We start from the raw sequence: 21,863 nt of genomic DNA, 5'->3' as shown, positions 1-21,863 counted from the left end.
ATCCCGTCGACGCGTCTGGGTTTGTGAGGAGATTGAGATGAGCGCCCCCGGACGGCGTTGAACACGTTCGGCAGAATCAGATTTCTCCGTGCTGACAGATCAGATGAGTTGGTGGTGCTGAATCAAAAAAAGATTTGTGACGGGTACCTGATATGCAGTCATCGGAGAGTGAGCAGGTGAACGGAGAAGATCTCCGGGCTGCAGCAGCAGTTTTTTGAGTTGATGATCCGGTCGTCGCATTCCTTCTGTTGCACGCAAATTCGAGAAGTGGTCTGCAAACTATGAACTCCAGTCTGGAAAACTCTGAAGGTGCCGAGTTCGATCTCCCTTGTGGGGAAATGCCCGAGGTGGGCACTCCACCGTCCACTCAGATGACACCCAGGTATCGGTATGCCGATTTGAGTCGGGCTGGTCGCGAGGTGTTGATTGAATACGAAGGTCAGATGTATCGCTTACGCACAACACGGAACGGCAAGCTGATCCTGAATAAGTGAAAAACGGCCCCTGCAGAGACTGAGCTGCAGGGGCCGTTTTTCTGTCAGTCCCTCGGCTAGCGTGGTGGAATTCCGAGCGAGAATTCGGTCGCGGGAACGTGATGCGGATACTTCCACTTTCCTACGTTGTCGCGCACCCACTCATAGTAAAACCGGATTCCGCGATCATTGGGTCCTGTCCCGTACCCACCCATTTCGCCGTGGGGGGCGGTGCCGCTGAAATTGGTGATCCCCTGTACGAAGCCAGAATGGAACATGAAGACGGCATGAGGTGCGTCGAGATAGTTTCGACAGTTCGCATAGACCGCGTCGATGTTGGTTTTGTTGAACAGGCCGTCGTTGTTGTAGTAGTCCTCGCGGATCGGCTCGACATTCACCACGAATCCTTCTTTCGGGATCGCCATCCCCTTCTGAATGATTCGCACGTCCATGGTGGGGTATTCGTCTGACGTTCCCGATTTCCAGTGAGGACCCACACCGACAGGGATGTCGCTGGCAATCGCCTTGAACCAGGCCGTCAACTGATCCTTTTTCTGAGGGCCGTCCGGTTCCCGGATCAGCAATTTGTCGGCGGTAAGGGGATGGTTGAATTCGTCGCACAGGTTGACGAAGACATTTCGCAGCCCCTTCTCTTTGAGAAAACGAGCTGTTTCTTCAATCGCGGTCTGGATCGCTTTGTCGTCATGAAAGTCCTGATCCTTGCGAGGGGCAATGACGCCGATCATGACGACCATTCCCCTGTCATCGGCTTCACGAACGAACGATTCAATACGTCGGGCGACCTCGGGTAGCAGCTTTCCGTGTCGACTGAAGCCATTCAGGCCGGCGTTGCCGTCAGGGAATCCCGCATTAACTCCCTGAATGTAGGCCCCGACGAGGTTGATGCCGTGAGCGTTCATGTTATCGAAGTTGCGAATATACCGTTCCGTCACCGCATCGCTGTAGAAGGCGTTACCACAGCGAATCCCCCATAAGTCGATCTCGTGTCCTCCCAGGTAGGGACGGTTTTCCCGGATTTCGAACCTCTTCGTTTCGCCCCGGGGTTCGGCGGGCTTTAAGACGATGGCTTCACCGCTCGCTTTCAGATCATCGAAGTAGGACTGAGCATCCGCTTTCGACCACAGACCGATTCGTCCGAATCCTCGGATCGAGGCATCTTCGACTTCCAGACGAATCTGGTCATCGAGCAGGCAGACGATCTGTTGACCTTTCATTGTGATCTGGAGCGTATGCCAGCGATCATCTGCCGGGGCTTTGACACTGCCGAGCTGAGATCGCTTGCCGTCGATGACTTTGTAGAGACGGAAAGAGTCTTCCAGTGGATTGTATCTGGCCACGTAGTATGTCTGGGCGTTTTTCGCTCGCCAGACAAGTCCCCCACCTTGATCGACCACCCCCTTTACGCCCTTCAGTCGGACGCTCAGTTCGACATCTTCGAAAAGGAGTTCCGGTCGGAAGATAAGATTAAATGCGGAGTCCGCGCTTTGCTCCGTCTGCGCCAGAACTCGATTCGTTCCGTCCATCGTCACGGACCAGCCCCCCACAGCAGTCAAAAATCCCACTGCGGGTGCTGCTACTGCATCCGATTCAAAATCGAAAGCTTTTGACACACGGGTGACTTCCTGCGCTCGTAATGGTCCCAGACAGGCTAGCAAGCCAATCCAGGCGACGATCGACAATCTTCTCATTGTGGCAGCTCCTCAACAGCTTCTCAGAGACAAGTCGCACTTCCGCTTTCAGAATCGTCCTGGCATTCAATCGTCGCCCCGCAGCACAGTCAGTCCTGGGTCGATACCGACCTGGTACTGCACCGTTTTGCTGATGGCTTCCCCTTGGGGTGTCCGCAGTTCAAGTTCGACGCGAACGGTTTGATAAGGAATAATGGGGATCGATTCGTCTTCGAGTTCAAATCCCAGTAGCTGGTTCCCCGCCAGCAGATCATCATCCACAAATCGAATGGGGGGATTCCGTTTGGCCAGGGTCCCGGTCTTTCCGTCTTTCCAGGCCTGGAGAACCGTTTCCAATGTCTGGCGGGCGAGTTCCGGGTCTTGCTCAACGAGGTGGCTGGCGGAATCACGACAGCCACACGTCCCCCACGACCAGACAAGAGCACTACAAATCAAAATCGTGCGCATCGAGGTGTCCCATGGTTTTGATGAGCGGGGATTCAACGATCTCAACAACGCGCACCACGCTCAGACAAACGGGCAACGCCGTCGGTATGACAGCGATCGGGATGTGAGTTGATTTGGAGCCTTCTCGGCTGACGGACGGGCTCAGTAAGAATCTCCTGAAAGGACTTCTGAACCCGCGACTGTGCCAAGCGCACGCCAGATCCGCCCGTCGACAGACGACGAAACAAATCGGACGGTACCGTCCCCCATCAGTGAGTGGACACCTCCGATGTGGTGGCTGCGTGAAGTGATTGCGGCATAGGTCGGCCCCCCCACCCGTTCACGCTGGCTGTTAATGTCAACGTCAGGATAAGCGTTACCAGGTCCGCCGGGGGTCACTTTATTTGGCGGCCAGGCGGTGGTGAATCCGTTGTGATGCACGGCCATTTCTGCCCACTGCGAATGAGCATTCAGAAAGAACGAGCAGCCCCCGGCCAGGTACTCGGGCGCGACCGTCTGCGGGTCGGCGTCAGGTCCGGGGATGTTGTCTGGGGTGTTGATGTTGGCAAGCGGACCACAGTCACGGACATAGGGGGTGTAGTTCTTCACTTCGGACATGAATAGCGTACTGCTGAGTCCATCGGTGATGTCTGCGAATCGTCTTCGTAAATTGACGCCGAAGGCAGACCGCGTGGGTGGACCACCATCAGGGCCTCCCCAGACATACCAGTCACCCATGCTGAATCCATAGTTAACTCCACCGATGGGGCCGAACGTGGCGTGCTGCTGGGGCTGACTGTTCGGTTCGCTCGGGCAGAGAAATCCCTTTGCGACTCGCCCAACAGCGGCTGTGTTAAAGGTGTCTCCGTAGGAGGAGTTCACATTCATGGCGTTGAACGTGTTCCCCTGATCGATAAACGGCAGGATGCGTGCATGCGGTCCCAGGTAACTGGTCCACAATGTGTTGTTGGGCAACCGGACGACAACGGCAGTCGGAGGAAGGCAACTGGCCGTGGATTCGTAGTTGTGCAGCGCGAGGCCCAGTTGCTTCAGGTTGTTTCGGCACTGGGTTCTGCGGGCGGCCTCGCGGGCCTGCTGGACGGCAGGCAGCAACAGGGCAATCAGCACCGCAATGATGGCAATCACCACCAGCAACTCGATCAGCGTGAAGGCGGAACGTCTCGCAGAAAGACGGCTTTGCATGGGGCATCCTCTGTCATCGAGTTGTGAAAGGCGGAATGTCTTGAAAAAGACATTCTTGTTGTAAAATGGCAGAGGCCCAATGTCAACCAGCGGGCTACGACGTTCATCGGTACGTCGCAACGTTCGGGCAGAACGCGAGTTCACACGTCTCGCATGCCGTAGAGGGTCGGATGGCAATGCCTGGAATTGGTTTGCGACATTCGTCATATACGATGTGGGAGGGCGAGCAGAACGGGAGGTGAAAGTGTTTCGCGAAAAACCGATTTCGACTGCAGTTGCTTGGCTGTGATTTCTCTGCAAATTCGCTATCGTCATTTGTGTGGAGTGCGATTCGTTCAGGCCAGCACGCTGCCCGTGAATGACGGGTAAGGCGAACGCTGATGCGATGGTTCTGTAGCAAGTTCCGACTTGAATGCTCGAAGCAGCAGTGGATAACGCTGTTGCTGCTCGCGGTGTTCCTTGCTGCGCTTCTCCCGTTCCCCCTTTCGATCGGGCGAGGTGTTCTTTCCAAGGACTTGTCAGAGCCCTTCCCCTGTCAGGATCGCCCATGCGCGTGTCGCACAGCCGCCCAGTGCAAGAAGCAGTGTTGCTGTTTCACAGCAGAACAAAAACAGGCATGGGGTCAGCGGCATGGCGTGAAAGCCTTCGCTCAACCTGACAATCCGCCGAAGCCTCCTGCGAAGCTGTTGGCGGATCGACAGGGGTGCTGCGAACTTGCCCATTCCGACTCAGATGCCACGAGCACTTCCACAAACGCTCCCGCTGTTGAGGTGACCACTGCGGAAGCGAGTCCTGGTGCCGCGGACCCACGCCCTTCTGCTGGGCAGCCCGTGAATCGATCGTCACGGTATAAGCTGGTCATCGGCCACTTTGCTCAGCAGTGCCAGGGGGTCTCTCATACGCTGGCGGGACTCCCTATTTTCATCGTGCCGCACCCGGTGGAGTTAGTCGCCGGTGTGCCGCGTTCGGTCGAAAGATTCGCGTTCGAGTCTGTCCTGTTTGAATCGGCGAGCCTTGCTCCCCCCGTTCCTCCGCCCCGTCTGGCGTGACGTCGAATTTCATGGCCGGGCGGTCTCGTGGATCTGGTATGCGCGCTGCCCCCTGGCATCTGTTCAGACGGAATCTGACGCCCGAGCGGTCTGAGATGGCGCGCTCACGGCTGGCTGCCGATTCGCTCTCCACAAGTGTGTCTTAGCCCCTGCGTGAGCGTGCCATTCCGGACCGTAACGGCCTGAAATGATTTCTGTGTCGACTCAGTATGCCTGCGCCCTGTGTGATGGCACTACTCAGGCGGAATACCTCGATTTCGATGCAGAAAGCGATTCATTTCGAACAGAACGTCATTCATGGATATCGGTCAGAAGTATCTCAGTCAGGAATAACCCAAGGCTGTTGATTTCCTCACAGTTGATTTCTTCTCAGTGGAGCACGAATGCGCGTGGTGGCGCCGGGTCGTGGCGCTGAGTGGTGGAATGCTGACACCTTCGTCTTTTCCTGACAGAGAACTGCCGACTTGCACCGATGTCCTGCATCGAACTTATTCGCTGGATCGGGAGAATATTATGACTTGCTTTCAAAGTGGCCGGCGTGCTCGCGGGTTCACTCTTATCGAGCTTCTCGTCGTGATTGCCATCATTGCAGTCCTGATCGCGTTGTTGCTGCCTGCCGTTCAGCAGGCCCGCGAGGCGGCACGTCGGACCCAATGTAAAAATAATCTGAAGCAGTTCGGGCTGGCCATGCATAACTACGAGAGCAGTTTTCGTATGTTTCCGATGGCGAGTGCCCAGCTATCCAGCTCGCAGGGATTTTCACCACAGGCACGCCTGCTGCCTTATTTCGATCAGGCGAATCTGCAGTCACTACTCGATTTCAGCCAGCCGGCATTTACTGGTCCCTTCAATGCGCTGGTTCCGAATCCGGCATTCGTGACGGCATTCGCGACGCCGCTCACCCTGATGTTGTGTCCCAGTGACCCTGTACCATCACAGACCCATGGAAACGGCGGGTTTGTTTATGGAGGAACGAACTACATGGTCAGTTACGGCAGTTCGACACGGACCAACTATGACTTGCGCTGGCCGACGGACGGTGTTGTCTATGAAAACTCAAGCGTCGGTTTTCAGAGCATTACGGATGGCGTGTCCAATACCGTAATGATGAGCGAAGCAATACGCAGCGTCGGAGCCACCGTGACACTTCCTCCGGGGACACTTCCCCCCTTCAATTATCGTCTGACATTGAATGGGTCATCGGGTGTCAGTTCGGCGCTGCAACCCGTGCCTGGGCTGGCCGCTTCCGGAAGCTGGTCCGTGTTCACGAATAGCGCGGGAATGATCTTCAACCCCGACCTCGACGACATCTGGCCGAGCATGACCACCTGGCGCGGACCGGCGGACGGGACGATGCGAGGGCGAGGTGTCTCATGGGCGCATTCCGGTGCACTCAGCACACTCACGAATGGCTACAACACGCCCAACAGTCGCATTCCTGACGTTGTCACGCACTTCACGGGATTCTTCGGTCCCCGCAGCATGCACACAGGGGGAGCCCATCTTCTGATGGGGGACGGAGGGGTCCGATTCGTCAGCGACAACATCGACGAAGCATTGCATCGCGGTCTGCACAGTCGGAATGGAGGCGAGGTGACCGGTGAGTTCTAAGCAGGCTGACCGTGCCTGAATGGGAGACTGTTGCGAACTACGTCCTCGCTGGTGTGCAGGCGCGATACGCAAGTGGGTGTGACCGCACTTCCGGAGGATTATGCAGCGATGGCGCAGTTTTGTCGGAGGAATTTCTGGAAGTCGTCCCCGAGGCACCGGCAGGGGGACATCCCATCTTCTGTTGCACTCAATGCGGTTCAGCATTTGATTTTGATGCCTGAAAGGCATCCACAAGCCAGCCCAGGGCAGAACGCCGCGGCAAAGCCGCAAGCGTCGCCCTGGGTTAGGGGCATCATTTGTTGCCAGCCCTGTTAAGGGCGACACGTTCTTTCGCGGCCTGTCTGCGTGTCGGGAGCAGGGTCTTTTAGTCCGAACGTCTTGTTTGTGGGATTCGGTGGCGTGACGTTTGAATGGTTGTTGTGCCCTTAACAGGGCGGAGGAGACGCAACTATTCGCCAACCCAGGGCGGCGCTTTGCGGCTTCGCCGCGGCGCTCTGCCCTGGGCTGATCTCTGGTGGCCTTTCAGGCCGGCGCTAGGCGGTGCGCTCGGGGCCGGGGGGCACAGCAGATCCAAGTTCATACGCTCGGGGGTGGGTCCGGCGGGGGCAACCTCTTGCGGCTGACGCCTGCGAACGGGTTGCACCGGTTGACCGGTCTTCCGGGCTACCGGTGTGCGAAGCACACGAGGTTTTTCCCAACATAACCCAATGCTGCAGAAAGACGTTTCGCACGGGGGTGCGTCCGGCTGGGACAACCTCTTGCGGCTGACGCCGGCCAACGGGTTGCACCGGTTGACCGGTCTTCCGGGCTACCGGTGTGCGCAGCACAAGAGGTTTTTCCCAACACGACCGAATGCTGCAGAAAGACGTTTCGCTCGGGGGTGGGGCCGGCGGGGGCAACCTCTTGCGGCTGACGCCGCCCCGGTAGCCGCGAAGCCCCGGCAACCGGGGCTATCCGGTGTGCTCGGGGCCGGGGGACACAGCAGATCCTGTTCTGGTCGCCTTTCAGGCCGGCAAAGAGGCCGGGGAGGGTCCATTGTCCGCACGTGTCCCTTCTTCCAAACGTCTGGATGTTTGGGCTCGTCGGGTTGCTGTCGGTGATTGAAACTACCCGCATTCCAAATCCTGTGTGGAATGGCGACGAGACCAGAGCGAGGGAATTCAAAATTGAAGAACTTTTTTCGTCAGCGATTTCGGTCAGCGAATGAGGGCGAAGCCCAGCGAGGCGTCGTTCGTCTGGCAGACACTGCACCTCGTCGTCGAGACTCAAGTGGTGAAGGTGAAGACCGTCCATCATTGCGCGAGGTCTTGGGGATCTGGGGCAGGGGGACACGAATCTTGCGACAGGGCGACGTGTCTGCGTGCGATCGGGACGTGGGAGATTGCAAGATTGCCGGGGACGACCCGTGTCGAAGCGTTGTTTCGAGCAGCGGGGGACGTTTGCCGCGACGGGAGCTTTCAACGGGATTTTCAACCCTGTTCAGGGCCTGCTGTGGGGCACTCAGGAAGACGATTCGGGGTGCTGCCGGGGGGCGGGGGGGGACTGGCCAGGCTGGCCAGCCCTTGGCCAGTCGGTGGCCAGTCCCATGTCTCACCGCGATCACGGGTTACGTGTTTTTGAGGGACTGGCCAGGGTGGCCACGGGATTTCTGCTGAGGGCCTTTTCCGCCACTTCACGCGTTGATGAGCGAAGACGCTGAATGAGTGGGGATCACGGCACACAACGGCATATTGAGAGCCGCAGACCGGATCGATGGATTGACTGATCTTTGACAATTCGGAACAAGAACGCGTCGTGCCAAAAGCGGGGCTTCGTGTGGAACCGGCATCCTGCCGGTTTTTGGGACTATGTTGGTCCCGCGTGAAGGGGGGGCCTTGGAATTCACCGGACTGGGGAGCTGAACCGGCACGATGCCGGTTCCACGAGGGCTGTCATGCTCATCGTCGGCATCCTTGCCGTTAATGCCATGGATCTGCTCTCTACCCCAAAGCATGGCATGGAGGCCGCTTTCTTGCACCATCGGTTTCTTACCCAGACAATTCCGGAAGTCCGTTCATACCCTACGCAAGTTGCGGTGGAACACACACACACACACACACACACACACACTTTGCGCATTTCCGTTGGAGGGAGCCGCGTCAGAAGCGAATCGTGACTGGGAAATGGCCTATGGTTCGGGGAATTTCCAGAAAACGAGACTGATCTTCTCGGCGGGCCGGTGACCCTTTTCGTTGCCGGTTCGGGGGCGTAGCATACTGCGATGATCGCCGAGTTTTCTCTATTGCTGATCGTCGGAATGAGTCTAATGTGGTGCCTGATGCCGCGTGCCCAGGTCACAGCAGGGTTCTTTCGTATTCAGATGATGATCGTGATGGGGTTGAGCGTGCTGGCAATCCTGACGCTGGGAGCCCTGTTGAGTTCCGAAGGGGAGCGTCTTGCGGGGCCACTCCTGCGAAATGCTCGAATTGCTGCTGGTACAGCACTGGGATTTGCCTACTTCGGCTCCATTGTCTGGCTGTTGGGTCGCCGAGTTTCCGGCACGGTGGCGATGGTGGGAGTTTTGCTCTCGTCCTTAACAAGTCTGATCCTGGCCCGTGGCGGGGTGAGCACCCTGGGGTTCAATGAGAGTGGCTTTCATCTGCTGTCGAGTCTTGCCACGGCGGGAGTTCTCGGCGGAGTCGTGACCGGCATGTTGCTGGGGCACTGGTACCTGACCGCTCCCACGATGTCGATCACTCCGCTCAATGTACTCTGCTGGTGGCTTGCCGCGGCGATCGCAGTACGGTTTGGGATTTCGACATATGCCTGGCTGGATGCAGGGCACAACCTTCACGGCGGCGTGCAATGGACGTGGTTCGCGCTCCGCTGGCTGGGGGGAATCCTGGGTCCGTTCGTCATCGCAATCATGGCGATTCGGATTCTGCGTTACCGGAACACTCAGGCGGCGACAGGAGTTCTCTTCGCAGGTGTGATTCTGGCGTTCATTGGTGAAATGTCCGCTGCGCTGCTGTATGCAGAACTTCGGCTTCCCTTCTAATTCGAGTCTTCCGATGCAGCTCTATTTCGATTGTCCGAAATGTTTACAGTCGTCTCGCGAGGAAGTGACATCGGCCAGTCGCGAGGTGCGGTGCAATCACTGTAGCTGGGTCCGTCCGATTGATGAGCAGGACATGAAAGGTGACGCCCTCGCGAACTGTGTCGTCTGCGGGTGTGGCGACCTGTGGAGGCAGAAAGACTTTGATCAACGACTCGGCGTCGTGATCGTCGGACTGGGAATCGTGATGAGCACGGTGGCCATTGCTTACATGATGCCAGGCGTCGCGATGATCATTCTGATGGCCTTTGGGTTGGCTGACTGGATTCTGTATGCGATTCTGCCTGACAGGATGGTCTGTTACCGTTGTCATGCCCGATATCGTCAGGTTCCCGACCTCGCTGCGGTTGAAGCGTTCGATCTGGAGGTGAATGAACGCTATCGACAGGAGGCAATTCGGCTCAATCGATCAGCAGATTCTGCCGCCCGCGAATAATGCCGTCCTTCTGCCCCCCTGAATCGTGGATTGGTCCGGATTGTGTTTGCCTTTCCACGGTCTTCGGTCGTTATGCTATCTTGAGGCTCAGAGGAACCATCGTGGCCAGGTGGCGGCGTTGCAGTTCCTGAAGAACAAGACTGGCAGGATGATTGATGAACGAAGCGCTGACCGAAAACAGGGTCTGGGTTGGATTCGACCTTGGCGGCACGAAGATGAACGCCATGCTTTTCGATAGCAAGTTTGACGTACTGGGACGTCGGCGCAAGAAAAGTCGCGGCTCGGAAGGGGCAGACGCGGGTGTCGGTCGCATCATCAACAGCATTACCAAACTTCTGGAAGACGCCGGTCACAAAAAAGAGATGCTGGGCGGAATCGGAATTGGCTGCCCGGGACCCCTCAATCTTGAAGAGGGTGTGATCCTCGAGCTTCCCAATCTCGGGTGGAAGAATGTTCCACTGGAGAAGACGCTGGAAAAAGAATTTGGTTGTCCCGTCTTCGTCTGCAACGATGTCGATGCCGGGCTGTACGGTGAATACCGTTTTGGGGCAGCGGTCGGATCGCGGACAGCCCTCGGCGTCTTTCCCGGCACCGGGATCGGCGGGGCGATGATTTACGACGGCAGAATTTTTCGTGGTCGCACAGGCAGTTGTCTGGAAATCGGACATGTCCCGGTCGATTCCGATGGTCCTCTTTGTGGCTGTGGCCGACGTGGCTGTCTGGAAGCGATTGCCAGTCGTCTGGCGTTGTCAGCCGAGATCGCGAAAGCAGCCTACCGCGGTCAGGCCCCGAACATTCTGCGCGCCGCCGGAACCGATCTGACCAATATTCGCAGCGGCACCATCAAGGATGCGATTGAAGCGGGAGACAAAATCGTCGACGACATCCTCAGGGAAGGGGCACGCCAAATCGGATTGGTACTCGCCGGGACCGTGAACCTGCTGGCGCCCGATATGATCGTACTCGGGGGGGGACTCGTCGAAGCCCTGCCGAAATTATTCGTGGACGAAGTGTCGAAGACGCTCGCAAACCGTGTGATGCCCTCGTACCTGAAGACCTACGATATCAAGGTTGCGAAACTGGGCGACGATGCCGGTTCGATGGGGGCCGCCGCCTGGGCTCGACAATGCGTTGAGGAAGCGTGATGGCAACGGACGCGATCTGAATCGTCCTGACTCGACGGACATCAGCGAAGGGCCGCCCGGCGGATCGCTCCGCTGTGACGTCCTGAGTGGGGCTGCTTTTGTTCATGCCCTCCAGCAGGCAGATCAAGGCCGCAGGTGGCAGCACGAATGGAGTTGTGAAGAGATGAAGATTCTCTTTTTACACGGTTGGAATTCGGTCCCTGGCGGTGTGAAACCGACGTATCTCAAAGATCACGGGCACATCGTGTTCAATCCGGCTCTGGACGACGACGACTTTCGCGCGGCAGTACAGACGGCTCAGGCCGTCTATGATCAGCAGCGGCCTGACGTTGTCGTCGGATCGTCGCGTGGTGGCGCCGTCGCCTTGAACATCCAGTCAGGCAGTACGCCACTCGTACTTCTCTGCCCGGCCTGGAAGCGGTGGGGGACAGCGAAATCAGTGAAGTCCAATGCACTGATTCTCCATTCGAGAAGGGATGACGTCATCCCGTTCACCGAATCCGAGGAATTGATCCGGAATAGTGGTCTGCCGAGAGACGTACTGCTGGAGGTGGGGAATGATCATCGGCTGGCCGATGAATCGTCACTGGGTGTGATGCTCTGGGGGTGCGAACTTCTCACCTCGCAGGAACAGTTGCCGATGCTCGATGAGACGTTGATGGCCGGCACGGAAACTTCAGGGGATGTCACGTATATCTGCGATGCCTGCGGTGAGGAAATTGTGATCCCTCTCGACCGCACGGAAGGGACTCATCAGACGTACGTCGAGGATTGTCCCGTCTGCTGCCGGGCCAATCAGATCCACATCACGATCGACGAGGACGGGACGGTTCAAGTCGCGGCACAGCCGGAACAGGACTATGAAGAGCACTGAGCGTACGATTTCACGGTTTCCCATGCAGGGGTGGGCAGTGGGTACCGGTTACTCACAAGAAAAGAAGTCAGCTGCAGTGGTAAGACTGCAGCTGAGGAGAGAACCGGTCAGATCTAGTCATCGCTGGTTCAGATGATTCCCGTCGGAGCCATGCAGTTTGACCATCTTGTTATACAGCCCCAGAATCAGCAAGGTGGGAGCCCACTGCCCGACGAAGACCCCGTCTTCTTTCCGGTCCGAACAATGGAGTACGAGCGAACCGACGATAGAGGCGCCGGCCGCCCACAGGAACCAGTCTGACGGAATCTGAACTGTCTGCTGCTCGATTGTACGGGCCACAGTCCCTTCAGCGACAGGGGGTTGAGATTGCTGCGGTTGCATCGATCCTTCGTTCCATGGCTCACGACGACCGGATGCCTGCTTGGACGTTTTGTCTGCTTGTGTGAGAGTTTCAGCCATTTTGGGGTGTCCTCATTAACGAAAGAGTGGGTTACACATCCCTTGGGTTTAGCAATCAATGTGCCCAAGCCCCGTGACCACATGCCACCGTCTGGATGCTTCGAGACTGGATTGAATTCCGTCTTGAAAGGATTGCTCCGCCCTTCCCTGGCCCTGATTGCGCGTTGGCCGACCTCCTGCTATTCCTGATTCTCATACGGTATCGCGGTCGCCTTCCTGCGACTTTGAAGACGGAAGAGAAGAGTTCTTGATTAGCCGTAGCGTTAGCCTAAACAGGCCGAGAACTTCGATTTAAGATCCGGCAATCTCGGTTGAAAAAGATTGCCCAATCTGATTGCGCTCGGTTTATTGGGGAGCCGATTCACCCTGCGGACGAACGGAATCTCGGTTACTTGCGGGGCTGTGAAAGATGCTTTTCAATGTCGACGTTGTCTTGATTTCCAGAATCCCTCACCCAATTCCACATGTGGGGCTTCGGTAAGCACCCGATACCACGGCTGGACGTGAGGGGGTGGATCTCCTCTTCTGTAGAAAGCTGCGGGAGAGCTAACAGACAACGATTTCAGCCAGTTTTCACAATGACAGCGCGGACTCGTTTATAGATTGCGATGGCGCGCTGCGTCTGGTAACGCTGCACTCGATGGGCGACCACGATGGCTGGGAACCGCGCATTGAGTCTGTTCGTGTTTCCCATCGTGCTGTTGCCGAGGTTCCCTCTCTATCGAACTCGATAGAGAGGGTTCGTTTCGCCATCTGAAGACGCGTCACCGTTTCGAGCAGGTGTGTATCGAGCCAGTAGTATTACTGAAGTGCCTGCTGCAACGGACAATCGGAGTGTGGTGTTTCTCCGCGTCGATACTGGGTCAGTAAGTCCTTTGATCGCTGGGCCAGCATCCGGCGGACTTCTCGACGTTTCCCTTTGACCCGTTCGATTTTCATCGAGTCGTAAGCGGTTGTCTGATGTCGCATCCACGCGATGACTGCGGCTTCAGCGCGCTGTTCCACAGGGATGCGGGCGGTGCGAGCCACGGTCCCACTCCCTACCGGGGTGGCGTGCTCCGTGACGGCTTTCGCTAACCGCTGTGCGAGCTCGGCGTACCGAGCGTGAAAATCAAGGAACGCGAGGACGGCTCCATAGAAGTCCGTGACATACTCGGATTGGGCTTTCTCGCGACGTCTGGCGTCTGCTTCCTTTTTGCGTGCGTGCCCTTCCGTTGATCGCTCGGCTGCGAGGTCGATCCGGATTCGCTCGATAATCTCTGCGGATGCCCATACACCTTTCGAAAAAACCTTCCTTCCTTTCTTCTCCGCGACGACAAAGTGTTCGCCAGCCCCTTTCACTCGGCGAGTCAGTGCCGCATCACCGGGAGGGAGCAATACCCAGCCTGCGGGGATGGAGAGCACCGTCCCGTCGGCGGCCCGGACTGTATCGGGGGTTAATCCGGGACTGAAAATCCTGTCGCTCATCGGTAAGTCACGTCCTTGGTCTTCTGATTTCGATGGTTGAATTGGGGAAAGGGACGGCACCGCCTCGCGTTCTCTGGCAAGGGGCTGACAACGCTCATGAGGCCTCGAGGTCTGTGCGGCCAGACAGAGACCTACTGTGAACATAATCCCGCAAGCTACGCACGTTACCTATTGTTGATCACAGCAGCCGACCTGCTGCCATGCCGACGGTGACGGCAATCAGACCGAGCACGACCTGTCCGACGATGTTGCCGGCGGCCATCAGCCATTCTGTGTTTCGTATCAGCCCGTCGGTTTCAAATGCGAAGGTCGAGAATGTGGTGAAGGCACCCATGAATCCGGTCAGAATGATTGCTCGATGTTCCACGCTAATGAGCGACCGGCCTTCCGCCAGGGACCAGACGAAGCCAAACATCAGACAACCGAGGACATTAATGACGAACGTTCCCAGCGGGAACGGGCCCTCGTACCACCGATGGATGAGATTGCCGAGTCCGAATCGTGCGAGAGCTCCTAACCCACCGGCGACAAAAATCAGACTCAATTTCGACATAAATCCCGGTTCCTGTGAGTCAGAGTCGGTGAGACGAGCCGGGCCGACTCCGGTATCGAACTCTGTTCTTCATGAAATGCAGGAGGCCCACAGCGAGGCTTCTAGCAACGAATAATGTAGCGGGTCGAGTCGCCAGAGTCTCATGTTCCGCAGCCTGTTTTTGTTCACGCAAAGGTCGGGTGATGCGACGAAGTGAGCTGGCCGCGCGGTGGCCCGTGTTGACCATTTCGAGCCGGTGACTTTGAGGGGCTCACGTCACGTTTTATCATCAGGGGACCGCTGCGTCAGTTCCGCACCACAACGGTGGCCCACCGCAGAGCGGGCGGAGTAGCCTGTTCTACAGTCACTCTCAGCGCGGGAAGGGGACGGATACTCCCGTTCCGTAGTGTCTCTCAACTGGAAGCCGTTTGCCGAGGAGTTCCGAGAATGAAGGCTGTGCGACTACTGACCATCCTGGCGGCAATGGCACTTTGTGGCGACTCGTCCCCCGTGGCGGCACAGGAATGGACGCGGTTTCGAGGGCCGAATGGCACCGGAGAGAGTGAGGCGACGACGACTCCCGCGACATGGACGTCCGAAGACTACAACTGGAACGTCAAGTTGCCCGGACTGGGGCACTCCTCCCCCGTGGTCTGGGGAAATCAGGTGTTTCTGTTGAGTGCAGATCCCGAAACGGCAACCCGTTATGTTTTGAGCTACGACGCAACGCTTGGAACGGAGCTTTGGAATCGTTCGTTCGAATCGACGCCCCACCACCTGCATAAGCAAAGCAGTTATGCATCGAGTACTCCTGCAGTGGACGCCAATCGTGTGTATGTCGCGTGGTCAGATCCTGCCAGCGTGACATTGATGGCGTTATCGCATCAGGGAGAGATTCTCTGGAAAAGTGATCTGGGACGATGGTACAGCCAGCACGGGTTCGGTACTTCGCCGATGCTGGTCGACGATCTCGTCGTGCTGTCAAACTCACAAGAGGCCAAGGATGGTCCCAATCCGGCGGAGGAACCGCAAAGTTTCATGATGGCATTCGATGCCGCGACCGGGGAAGAACGGTGGCGCATCCCCCGTAATCCGGTGAACACAAGTTATGCCGTACCAGCCTTGTTCGAACCGAAGAACCGACCACGGCAAATCGTCTCCATGAGTACGGGTGACGGAATGTTTGGACTGGATCCGCGCACGGGAAAAGAAATTTGGTTCAACAAGTGCTTTGATAAGCGGACCGTCAGTTCGCCACTCGTGATGGGCGACATGATCTTCGGCGGAACGGGTTCGGGCGGCGGAGGCAGTTACGTGGTCGCTTTGCGTAGCGATGGGACCGACGCGTCCCTGGCGTACAAGTTCGACGCTCAGGCCCCTTATGTTCCCACGGTTGTCGCTCGAGGTGACCTGTTGTTTCTGGTTTCCGACGGGGGAGTTGCGAGCTGTATTGATCTCAAGACGGCGAAGGTTCACTGGCGACAGCGGATTGGTGGCAACTACAACAGTTCGCCCGTCCGCGCGCACGACAAGCTGTATTGTCTCAGTCAGGATGGCGAGGTCGTCGTTCTGGCTGCGGAAAAGGAGTTCGCTGAACTGGGCCGAGTTTCGCTCGGTGAAGGTTCACGAGCCACACCGGCGATTGCCAACGGCACGCTGTTCCTGAGAACGTTCTCGCACCTGATGTCCGTCGGTGGTCCCAACGGAAAGCGGGGCGAACGCTGATCCCGATCGGGTGGATGCCGACGTCCACCGTACCGGTCTTGCCAGAATCTCGTCGATCCGATCGCCACAGTCGCAACCGGGACTGTGGCGGCGGGTTATGCTCTGTCCCCTATTTGGAGGCCGACGCAGCAACCCGATGGGTCGGCTGTGGACGGCCTGGCCGGAACATTTGAGCTTTTCCGAAGACAGGAGTTGTCCCGGTCTCGGCACAGATCTTTCGAATCGATTCTTCGCTCAACTTGCCAAGCAGATCCGGGTCGCAGGCCACCCGTGCGTTGAGGACCAGATCGATCTGGCGCGTTGAAGCGTGTGAGGGGAGAGACAGTTCGGGGGCCAGATCACGAGTGACAAGGTTCGCCACTCCGAATGCCGCGGCGCTCAGCCCGATGACTTTCAGGTGCGCGATTTCAAACCCCTGCTCGACGAGGCGGGTTTTGATGTCGCCAATCACTTTTAACAGAAACTGATCGAGTACGAACTCGCTCGGGCTGGTGATCTGCACACTGCTGTTCAGCCAGCCAAGTTCCGCTTCCCCTTCAGCGTAGGTGTCGTAGTCGATGTCGAGAATTCGTCGACCAAAGTCACCCACCTGATCGAGGAATTCGAGATAGGCATCAAATCCCGCACCAGACTTCGCGGAGACGGCGAGTCGGGGTGTGTTGGGGAACTGCGCTTCCAGCAGCGCGTGGAGTTCCGCCAACTCTGCTGGCGAAAGTTCATCGACGCGATTAATGAGAATCACATCGGCCTCTTCCAGTTGCTTTTGCAGGATGTAGGCTGCTTTCGGAGAGAATCCGGTTCCCGGTTCGTTCTTGAGAATCTTCCGGCCCTGGCTCGGTTTCAGAATGACGCCGTAAGGAGCGATTTGAAACCGCGACTGATAAAGCTGTTTGATGGGCTGGATGACGGTGGCCACGAGGTCTGTACAACTCCCGACCGGTTCAGCAAGAATCACATCGGGAGCCTTCTCGATTCCCAGTGAATCAATCGTCGAGATGAGGTCGTCAAATCGGCAGCAGAAGCAGGCGCCAGCCACTTCGCCGACATCGAAACCCTGCGAACGAAGGGATTTCGTATCGACCAGGTCGGCGGCCTGATCGTTGGTCACGATCCCGACATTCAATCCCTTGGAAGTATAGTGACCAGCCAGTCGCGAAAGTGTTGTCGTCTTCCCTGCCCCCAGAAACCCACCGACCATGATGAATCGAACCGACTTTGACATGTCTTCCCTTTCGTGACCTGCGCTGCAATGGATTGAAACTCTCGACGGCAGTATGCGAATCCCGCTCAGGTCCCTGCCTCTCCATGTGCGGCAAAGGTGAGGGACGCTGAGGGTGTTGATCATCTTCTGCTGAATCGTTCCGAGCATAATGGCAGAGAATGATTAAGTTAACCAACAGGGGCGACCGCGTTTGGGGTGGTCAGCATGAGGGGGGGGCGAGACTGCCCGGCTGTGGTGGAACTTTCGGGCGAAAGCGGGATCCCTCAACTGCAACCTCTTCTGCGCTTCACCCGAATTCGATGTCAGGGATGCCGCAGCGTCATGACTTACTTTCAGAACGGGTTCATCCTGTCTGTCCTGCGTTCTGAGTCTGTCGTGATCGGCGATCTCTATTTCTCGGACCTCGCCGCTTTTTCTGCCTCTTTTCGCTTTTTGAAGTCGGCCAGCGTCCCTTCGGGATCGTCATTGAAGGCGTCACGGCAGCCGGTGCAGCAAACGTAGTAGGTTTTGCCCTGATGCATCACGGCAATCGTTCCGAGACCTCCGGTTACGACACATTCCGGACCGGAGTTTCCGACAGCGGCGAGTCTTGTCCCCTCTCGCTGGTATCCGATCTCGGCGACGCGCGAGAAAAACGATTGCTGGTGGGGCCGCTTTTCCAGCAGCAGCGTGATGCGATTTTCGTTCAGGAGGGTCAGAGTGGCTCGCTGGACATCTGGGTCATCCTCCGATGCAGACTCCAGGACCAGCCGTTTTTCAATTGGCTTACCCCGGTAGATCCGAGTCGACTTGTCAGCGAGTGTCACCGTCAGCGTGAACGTTTTGTCTTCTTCGTCGTAACTCAGGAGAGCAGATTCCCATTGTTTGCTCCCGCTGATGGCCCAGCGAATTCCCGTGCTTTTGGGTTTCAGTTCCCAGACCGATTCCACACGTTCCTGCCAGGCTCCGGCTTGTGAACCACGCTTTGGCTGGCCGATTCCGCGCCATGTTCCCACCAGAACGTTGTATTCCTGAAGAGCTTGAATCGCGGCTGACCTGGTTGTCTCTTCCTGTGGCGTGTCAGCCGCCGCAGCGACTGTGATGGCGAGGCAGAGAATCAGGAGTGTTCGACGCAGAAATGGACAACTTCGCATGGTCTGGCTCTCATTTTGGTCTCAGTCATTTTGACTTGTGCAGTATCCCAGTTGCCGGAGCAAAACGCCAGAACGAATCCGAACGACGGTGGAACCGATACGTCCCCAGCGAACTAAGCGGCACCCCTGACTGGGGATGTGAGGAGACGTCGGATCGCCAAGGCCTGTAATTGTCGACGGCGTGCGGCGATCAGCCAGAGTCGCTTTGGGGACAGATACGGATTGTCTATCGCCGATCAACTCCGAAACACTGCCGCAGTGCAGGACTGCATCGCAAACGCGGGAGCTTCTTTTCGAGAACTGAAGAGCGGCATGTTTGACGCTTTCCGTTCAGTTTTTCTTTCATTCCTGGCGATAGCGACGTAAGGAATGGCATCGAATCAGAAGCGATTTGGAACCATACCTCAGTGGCGACATTGGTCTTGAGGTTCTCTGGCCAAAAAGAAATCAGGCCGTCGGAAAATTGATTGACCAACGGGCCGGCCTGGGAACAATCCCAAGTCGGCCAGCAATCCGCGAGCGATGTGTTGATGCATAAAATGTGCAAACGCATTGCGTTCGTTTTCACCGAATGCTATCATCTCCACATCTTACTCATCTTCGTGTTGAATTTTTTTCGGGGCAAATTCATGGGACCCACGTCATCTTTCTCCAGAAATGGTCGCGCTGCGAAATCCCTCCTCACGAACCGACGTCCACCGATCAATCGACAGCGCGGAATCCCCCGCGGTTTTACGCTGATCGAACTGCTGGTCGTCATTGCGATTATCGCGGTACTGATCGCTCTATTGCTGCCCGCAGTACAGCAGGCGCGCGAAGCGGCTCGCAGGACGCAGTGCAAGAACAATCTGAAGCAGATTGGACTCGCTCTGCACAACTACCACGATAATTTTTCTACGCTGCCACCCGGCTGGATCGGTGTGACTGGAACCACTCCCGATGTCTTCGGGATGAACGGTTGGGGCTGGGCCTCGAAGATTCTCCCCCAGATCGATCAGGGACCGCTCTATAACAGCATTAACTTCAGCGCCAAGATGGAGTCACCTGCGAACGCGATTGCCCGTATCAGTCCCATCTCGGCGTTTCGGTGTGCATCCGATACGGCGCCCGGCTCTGTCTGGAAGATTCAAGATGAGTCCGCAACGGATCTCGCCGAACTGGCGGTGGCGAACTACATCGGTGTGTTTGGGACCAGCGAGATGGACCATTGCGCCGATCACCCCAACGCTCCGTGCATGGGTGAGGGGACCTTTTTCCAGAATAGTCGCGTCCAGATTCGTGATATTACCGACGGGCTGAGCAACACATTGATTGTGGGGGAACGAAGGACTCGCCGCGACAACGGCTATAGCTGGACCTCGACCTGGGCCGGGGTGGTCGCCAATGGTGACGACGCGATCACCCGCGTCCTGGGAAGCAGTGATCACACACCGAACAATCCGGCCAACCACATCGACGATTTCAGCAGTTACCACGTCGGGGGAGCTCACTTTGTACTGGGGGACGGCTCGGTCCGGTTCATCAGTGCGAATATGGACCACGGCCTCTACCAGAATCTGACGACGCGAGCCGCTGGTGATCTGGTCGGCGAATTCTAATCGGGGATTGCTCCCGCTAACGCCCGGGGACTCGATGTCTCTCGATGCCGAATTTGGCCGGGGAGGCGCGTTTGGGGTGCTGAACACAAGGGGCGGCCCGTGGCTCCGATGAACTCGTTCGCACGTTTTTCAGTCGTCTTCGTCGCCTTAGAAGAAACTGAAATGGTAGGGGAATGAGTGTGATCCCAGAGGCCACTCGCTATCCTTCCCACCACGTGTCAGTGAGCCGTTCAGGGCTATCGAAGTTCGAGGTGCGTTTGATGAATCGTCCGTTCCCGATGCTTGTGAGCGTGTTGTGCTGGCTGGCCTGTGCTGCTGTTTCTACCGCGGTGGGGGCGGAACAGACGCCGCCTGCAACGCCCCCATGGAGCGGATTTCTGACGGGAATCTCCAGCAACCCGGTCGATCCAGAGCAATTGCCACTGACGTGGACGCCTGAAACCGTGACGTGGAAAGCCTCGCTTCAGGGGGACGGGCAATCGAGTCCCGTGGTTTGGGAAAATTCTGCCTATGTGACTTCGGTTGAGGGACCGAATAAAGAAACGTACTACGTTTCACGAGTTGATCTGGCGGATGGCTCGATTCGCTGGAGCAAACCAATTCCATCGACCGATCCCGTCGAGAGCACGTATCTCATCAGCCGGGCCGCCCCGACTCCCGTCTGTGACGCGACGAATGTCTACGCCTTCTTCGAGAGTGGCGATCTGATTGCGCTGACTCACGATGGCAAGGAAGTCTGGAAGCGGTCACTGTCGGTCGATTACGGTCGCTTCGACAACAAGTTTGGGCTGGCTTCATCGCCCGTTCAGGATGAAAGCTCGCTTTACATTCTGATTGATCATGCCGGACCATCATACATCCTGGCGATCAATAAGAACGATGGCTCGACGCGCTGGAAGACCCCACGCGAGAGTCGCCGAAGCTGGAGTTCACCGTTTCTGGCCCATATTGATGGTCAGCCCCAGATCGTGTGCAGTTCGGTCGGCAGTGTCGATGGATACGACCCCGCTTCGGGTCAGCAGCTTTGGTCTTACGAAGATGTCGGCGGAAATTCGTCCGCGACCCCGATCGTCTTCAATGGAGATCAGGTGCTGCTTGGTGCATCCGCGCGTTCCTCAGAGGGGACGTCAGAAAAGGGTGAGCGGACCAACCTGCTGGGGAGGATCGTCCGTGACAATGATGGCTGGAAGTTCAATGTCCAGTGGGTTGCGGACAAGGCACGAGGCTCGTTCAGTTCACCCGTTTGTTCGCAGCAGCGGGCCTACTGGATCAATTCGTCAGGGGTCATCTTCTGCCTGGATCTGGCGAGCGGCAAGGAGCTCTTCTCTCGCCGCCTTTCGTGCGGAGCATGCTGGGCGACACCCATTCCGGTCGGCGACCGAATCTATGTTTTTGGCAAGGACGGAATTACGACCGTGCTGCAGGCTGCGGACGAATACATCGAACTCGCCGCGGTCAATCGACTCTGGCCATCCCCCGAAGAGGCAGAAAAAAAGCCGGATGTTCCCTCGATCCAGGGGGAGCAGGACCCGAACCGTAGAAGGGCCATGCAGAACGCTGCCGGCCCGATTCAGTATGGAGCGGTCGTCATTCCCCAGGGTGTGGTCATTCGGTCCGGAAATGCGCTCTACTGCGTGAAGATCGTTAGCGCCTCCCAATAACCCGTACACACACACACATGCGAGTTGAGCCTTCGTCGTTGATCCG

The 21,863-nt window shown here is 57.2% G+C and carries 19 protein-coding genes; 11 read left to right on the top strand and 8 right to left on the bottom strand.

Annotated elements, in window-relative coordinates; all coding sequences use genetic code 11:
- Positions 1 to 281: 281 nt before the first annotated feature.
- Positions 282 to 494, top strand: a complete 213-nt coding sequence (hemP, locus tag ACGY09_RS12805) for a hemin uptake protein HemP (protein ID WP_397571808.1) — start codon at positions 282 to 284, stop codon at positions 492 to 494.
- Between the two features lie 56 nt (positions 495 to 550).
- Here the strand turns inward: hemP and ACGY09_RS12800 are convergent, their stop codons facing one another.
- The 3 genes from ACGY09_RS12800 to ACGY09_RS12790 all read right to left on the bottom strand — a co-directional run bounded on the left by ACGY09_RS12800 (position 551) and on the right by ACGY09_RS12790 (position 3,811).
- Positions 551 to 2,182 (bottom strand): hypothetical protein, encoded by a 1,632-nt coding sequence (locus ACGY09_RS12800; RefSeq protein WP_397571807.1) that lies wholly within the window; start codon positions 2,180 to 2,182, stop codon positions 551 to 553.
- 66 nt (positions 2,183 to 2,248) lie between these two features.
- On the bottom strand, positions 2,249 to 2,629 hold the full coding sequence (locus tag ACGY09_RS12795; RefSeq protein ID WP_397571806.1) for a hypothetical protein: 381 nt from the start codon (positions 2,627 to 2,629) through the stop codon (positions 2,249 to 2,251).
- A 141-nt stretch (positions 2,630 to 2,770) separates the two neighbouring features.
- Complete coding sequence (locus ACGY09_RS12790) at positions 2,771 to 3,811, bottom strand: DUF1559 domain-containing protein (protein ID WP_397571805.1); 1,041 nt, start codon at positions 3,809 to 3,811, stop codon at positions 2,771 to 2,773.
- Positions 3,812 to 4,191: 380 nt separating this feature from the next.
- On the opposite strand from ACGY09_RS12790, the gene ACGY09_RS12785 reads away from it, so the two are divergent.
- From ACGY09_RS12785 to ACGY09_RS12755, 7 genes are all read left to right on the top strand, one after another.
- Complete coding sequence (locus tag ACGY09_RS12785; RefSeq protein WP_397571804.1) at positions 4,192 to 4,860, top strand: hypothetical protein; 669 nt, start codon at positions 4,192 to 4,194, stop codon at positions 4,858 to 4,860.
- A gap of 513 nt (positions 4,861 to 5,373) precedes the next feature.
- Positions 5,374 to 6,471 (top strand): DUF1559 domain-containing protein, encoded by a 1,098-nt coding sequence (locus ACGY09_RS12780; RefSeq protein ID WP_397571803.1) that lies wholly within the window; start codon positions 5,374 to 5,376, stop codon positions 6,469 to 6,471.
- Positions 6,472 to 7,876: 1,405 nt separating this feature from the next.
- Entirely contained in the window at positions 7,877 to 8,170 is a 294-nt protein-coding gene (locus ACGY09_RS12775) for a hypothetical protein (RefSeq protein ID WP_397571802.1), read from the top strand.
- A gap of 597 nt (positions 8,171 to 8,767) precedes the next feature.
- The gene (locus tag ACGY09_RS12770) at positions 8,768 to 9,508 is read left to right on the top strand and encodes a hypothetical protein (protein ID WP_397571801.1); all 741 of its coding nucleotides are present in this window, start codon (positions 8,768 to 8,770) and stop codon (positions 9,506 to 9,508) included.
- Between the two features lie 133 nt (positions 9,509 to 9,641).
- On the top strand, positions 9,642 to 10,001 hold the full coding sequence (locus ACGY09_RS12765; RefSeq protein ID WP_373649863.1) for a hypothetical protein: 360 nt from the start codon (positions 9,642 to 9,644) through the stop codon (positions 9,999 to 10,001).
- Positions 10,002 to 10,156: 155 nt separating this feature from the next.
- Positions 10,157 to 11,146, top strand: a complete 990-nt coding sequence (locus ACGY09_RS12760) for an ROK family protein (RefSeq protein ID WP_397571800.1) — start codon at positions 10,157 to 10,159, stop codon at positions 11,144 to 11,146.
- 163 nt (positions 11,147 to 11,309) lie between these two features.
- On the top strand, positions 11,310 to 12,020 hold the full coding sequence (locus ACGY09_RS12755) for a CPXCG motif-containing cysteine-rich protein (RefSeq protein WP_373649865.1): 711 nt from the start codon (positions 11,310 to 11,312) through the stop codon (positions 12,018 to 12,020).
- 117 nt (positions 12,021 to 12,137) lie between these two features.
- Here the strand turns inward: ACGY09_RS12755 and ACGY09_RS12750 are convergent, their stop codons facing one another.
- The 3 genes from ACGY09_RS12750 to crcB form a co-directional block, all read right to left on the bottom strand.
- The gene (locus tag ACGY09_RS12750) at positions 12,138 to 12,479 is read right to left on the bottom strand and encodes a hypothetical protein (protein ID WP_373649866.1); all 342 of its coding nucleotides are present in this window, start codon (positions 12,477 to 12,479) and stop codon (positions 12,138 to 12,140) included.
- Positions 12,480 to 13,280: 801 nt separating this feature from the next.
- The gene (locus tag ACGY09_RS12745) at positions 13,281 to 13,946 is read right to left on the bottom strand and encodes a DUF2293 domain-containing protein (RefSeq protein WP_397571799.1); all 666 of its coding nucleotides are present in this window, start codon (positions 13,944 to 13,946) and stop codon (positions 13,281 to 13,283) included.
- Positions 13,947 to 14,124: 178 nt separating this feature from the next.
- Positions 14,125 to 14,499 (bottom strand): fluoride efflux transporter CrcB, encoded by a 375-nt coding sequence (crcB, locus tag ACGY09_RS12740; protein WP_397571798.1) that lies wholly within the window; start codon positions 14,497 to 14,499, stop codon positions 14,125 to 14,127.
- A gap of 426 nt (positions 14,500 to 14,925) precedes the next feature.
- Between crcB and ACGY09_RS12735 the strand changes: the two genes are divergently transcribed.
- Entirely contained in the window at positions 14,926 to 16,203 is a 1,278-nt protein-coding gene (locus ACGY09_RS12735) for a PQQ-binding-like beta-propeller repeat protein (RefSeq protein WP_397571797.1), read from the top strand.
- A gap of 109 nt (positions 16,204 to 16,312) precedes the next feature.
- Here the strand turns inward: ACGY09_RS12735 and ACGY09_RS12730 are convergent, their stop codons facing one another.
- Positions 16,313 to 17,425 (bottom strand): GTP-binding protein, encoded by a 1,113-nt coding sequence (locus ACGY09_RS12730; RefSeq protein ID WP_397571796.1) that lies wholly within the window; start codon positions 17,423 to 17,425, stop codon positions 16,313 to 16,315.
- A gap of 389 nt (positions 17,426 to 17,814) precedes the next feature.
- On the bottom strand, positions 17,815 to 18,558 hold the full coding sequence (locus ACGY09_RS12725; protein ID WP_397571795.1) for a hypothetical protein: 744 nt from the start codon (positions 18,556 to 18,558) through the stop codon (positions 17,815 to 17,817).
- A gap of 629 nt (positions 18,559 to 19,187) precedes the next feature.
- Here ACGY09_RS12725 and ACGY09_RS12720 point away from each other — a divergent pair.
- Positions 19,188 to 20,156, top strand: coding sequence for a DUF1559 domain-containing protein (locus ACGY09_RS12720; RefSeq protein WP_397571794.1), 969 nt, complete (start codon positions 19,188 to 19,190; stop codon positions 20,154 to 20,156).
- 260 nt (positions 20,157 to 20,416) lie between these two features.
- Positions 20,417 to 21,817, top strand: coding sequence for a PQQ-binding-like beta-propeller repeat protein (locus ACGY09_RS12715; RefSeq protein ID WP_397571793.1), 1,401 nt, complete (start codon positions 20,417 to 20,419; stop codon positions 21,815 to 21,817).
- Positions 21,818 to 21,863: the final 46 nt, after the last annotated feature.

It is taken from the genome of Schlesneria sphaerica (assembly GCF_044336245.1).
GTDB lineage: Bacteria > Planctomycetota > Planctomycetia > Planctomycetales > Planctomycetaceae > Schlesneria > Schlesneria sphaerica.
This window is presented reverse-complemented; position numbering and strand designations above follow the sequence as displayed.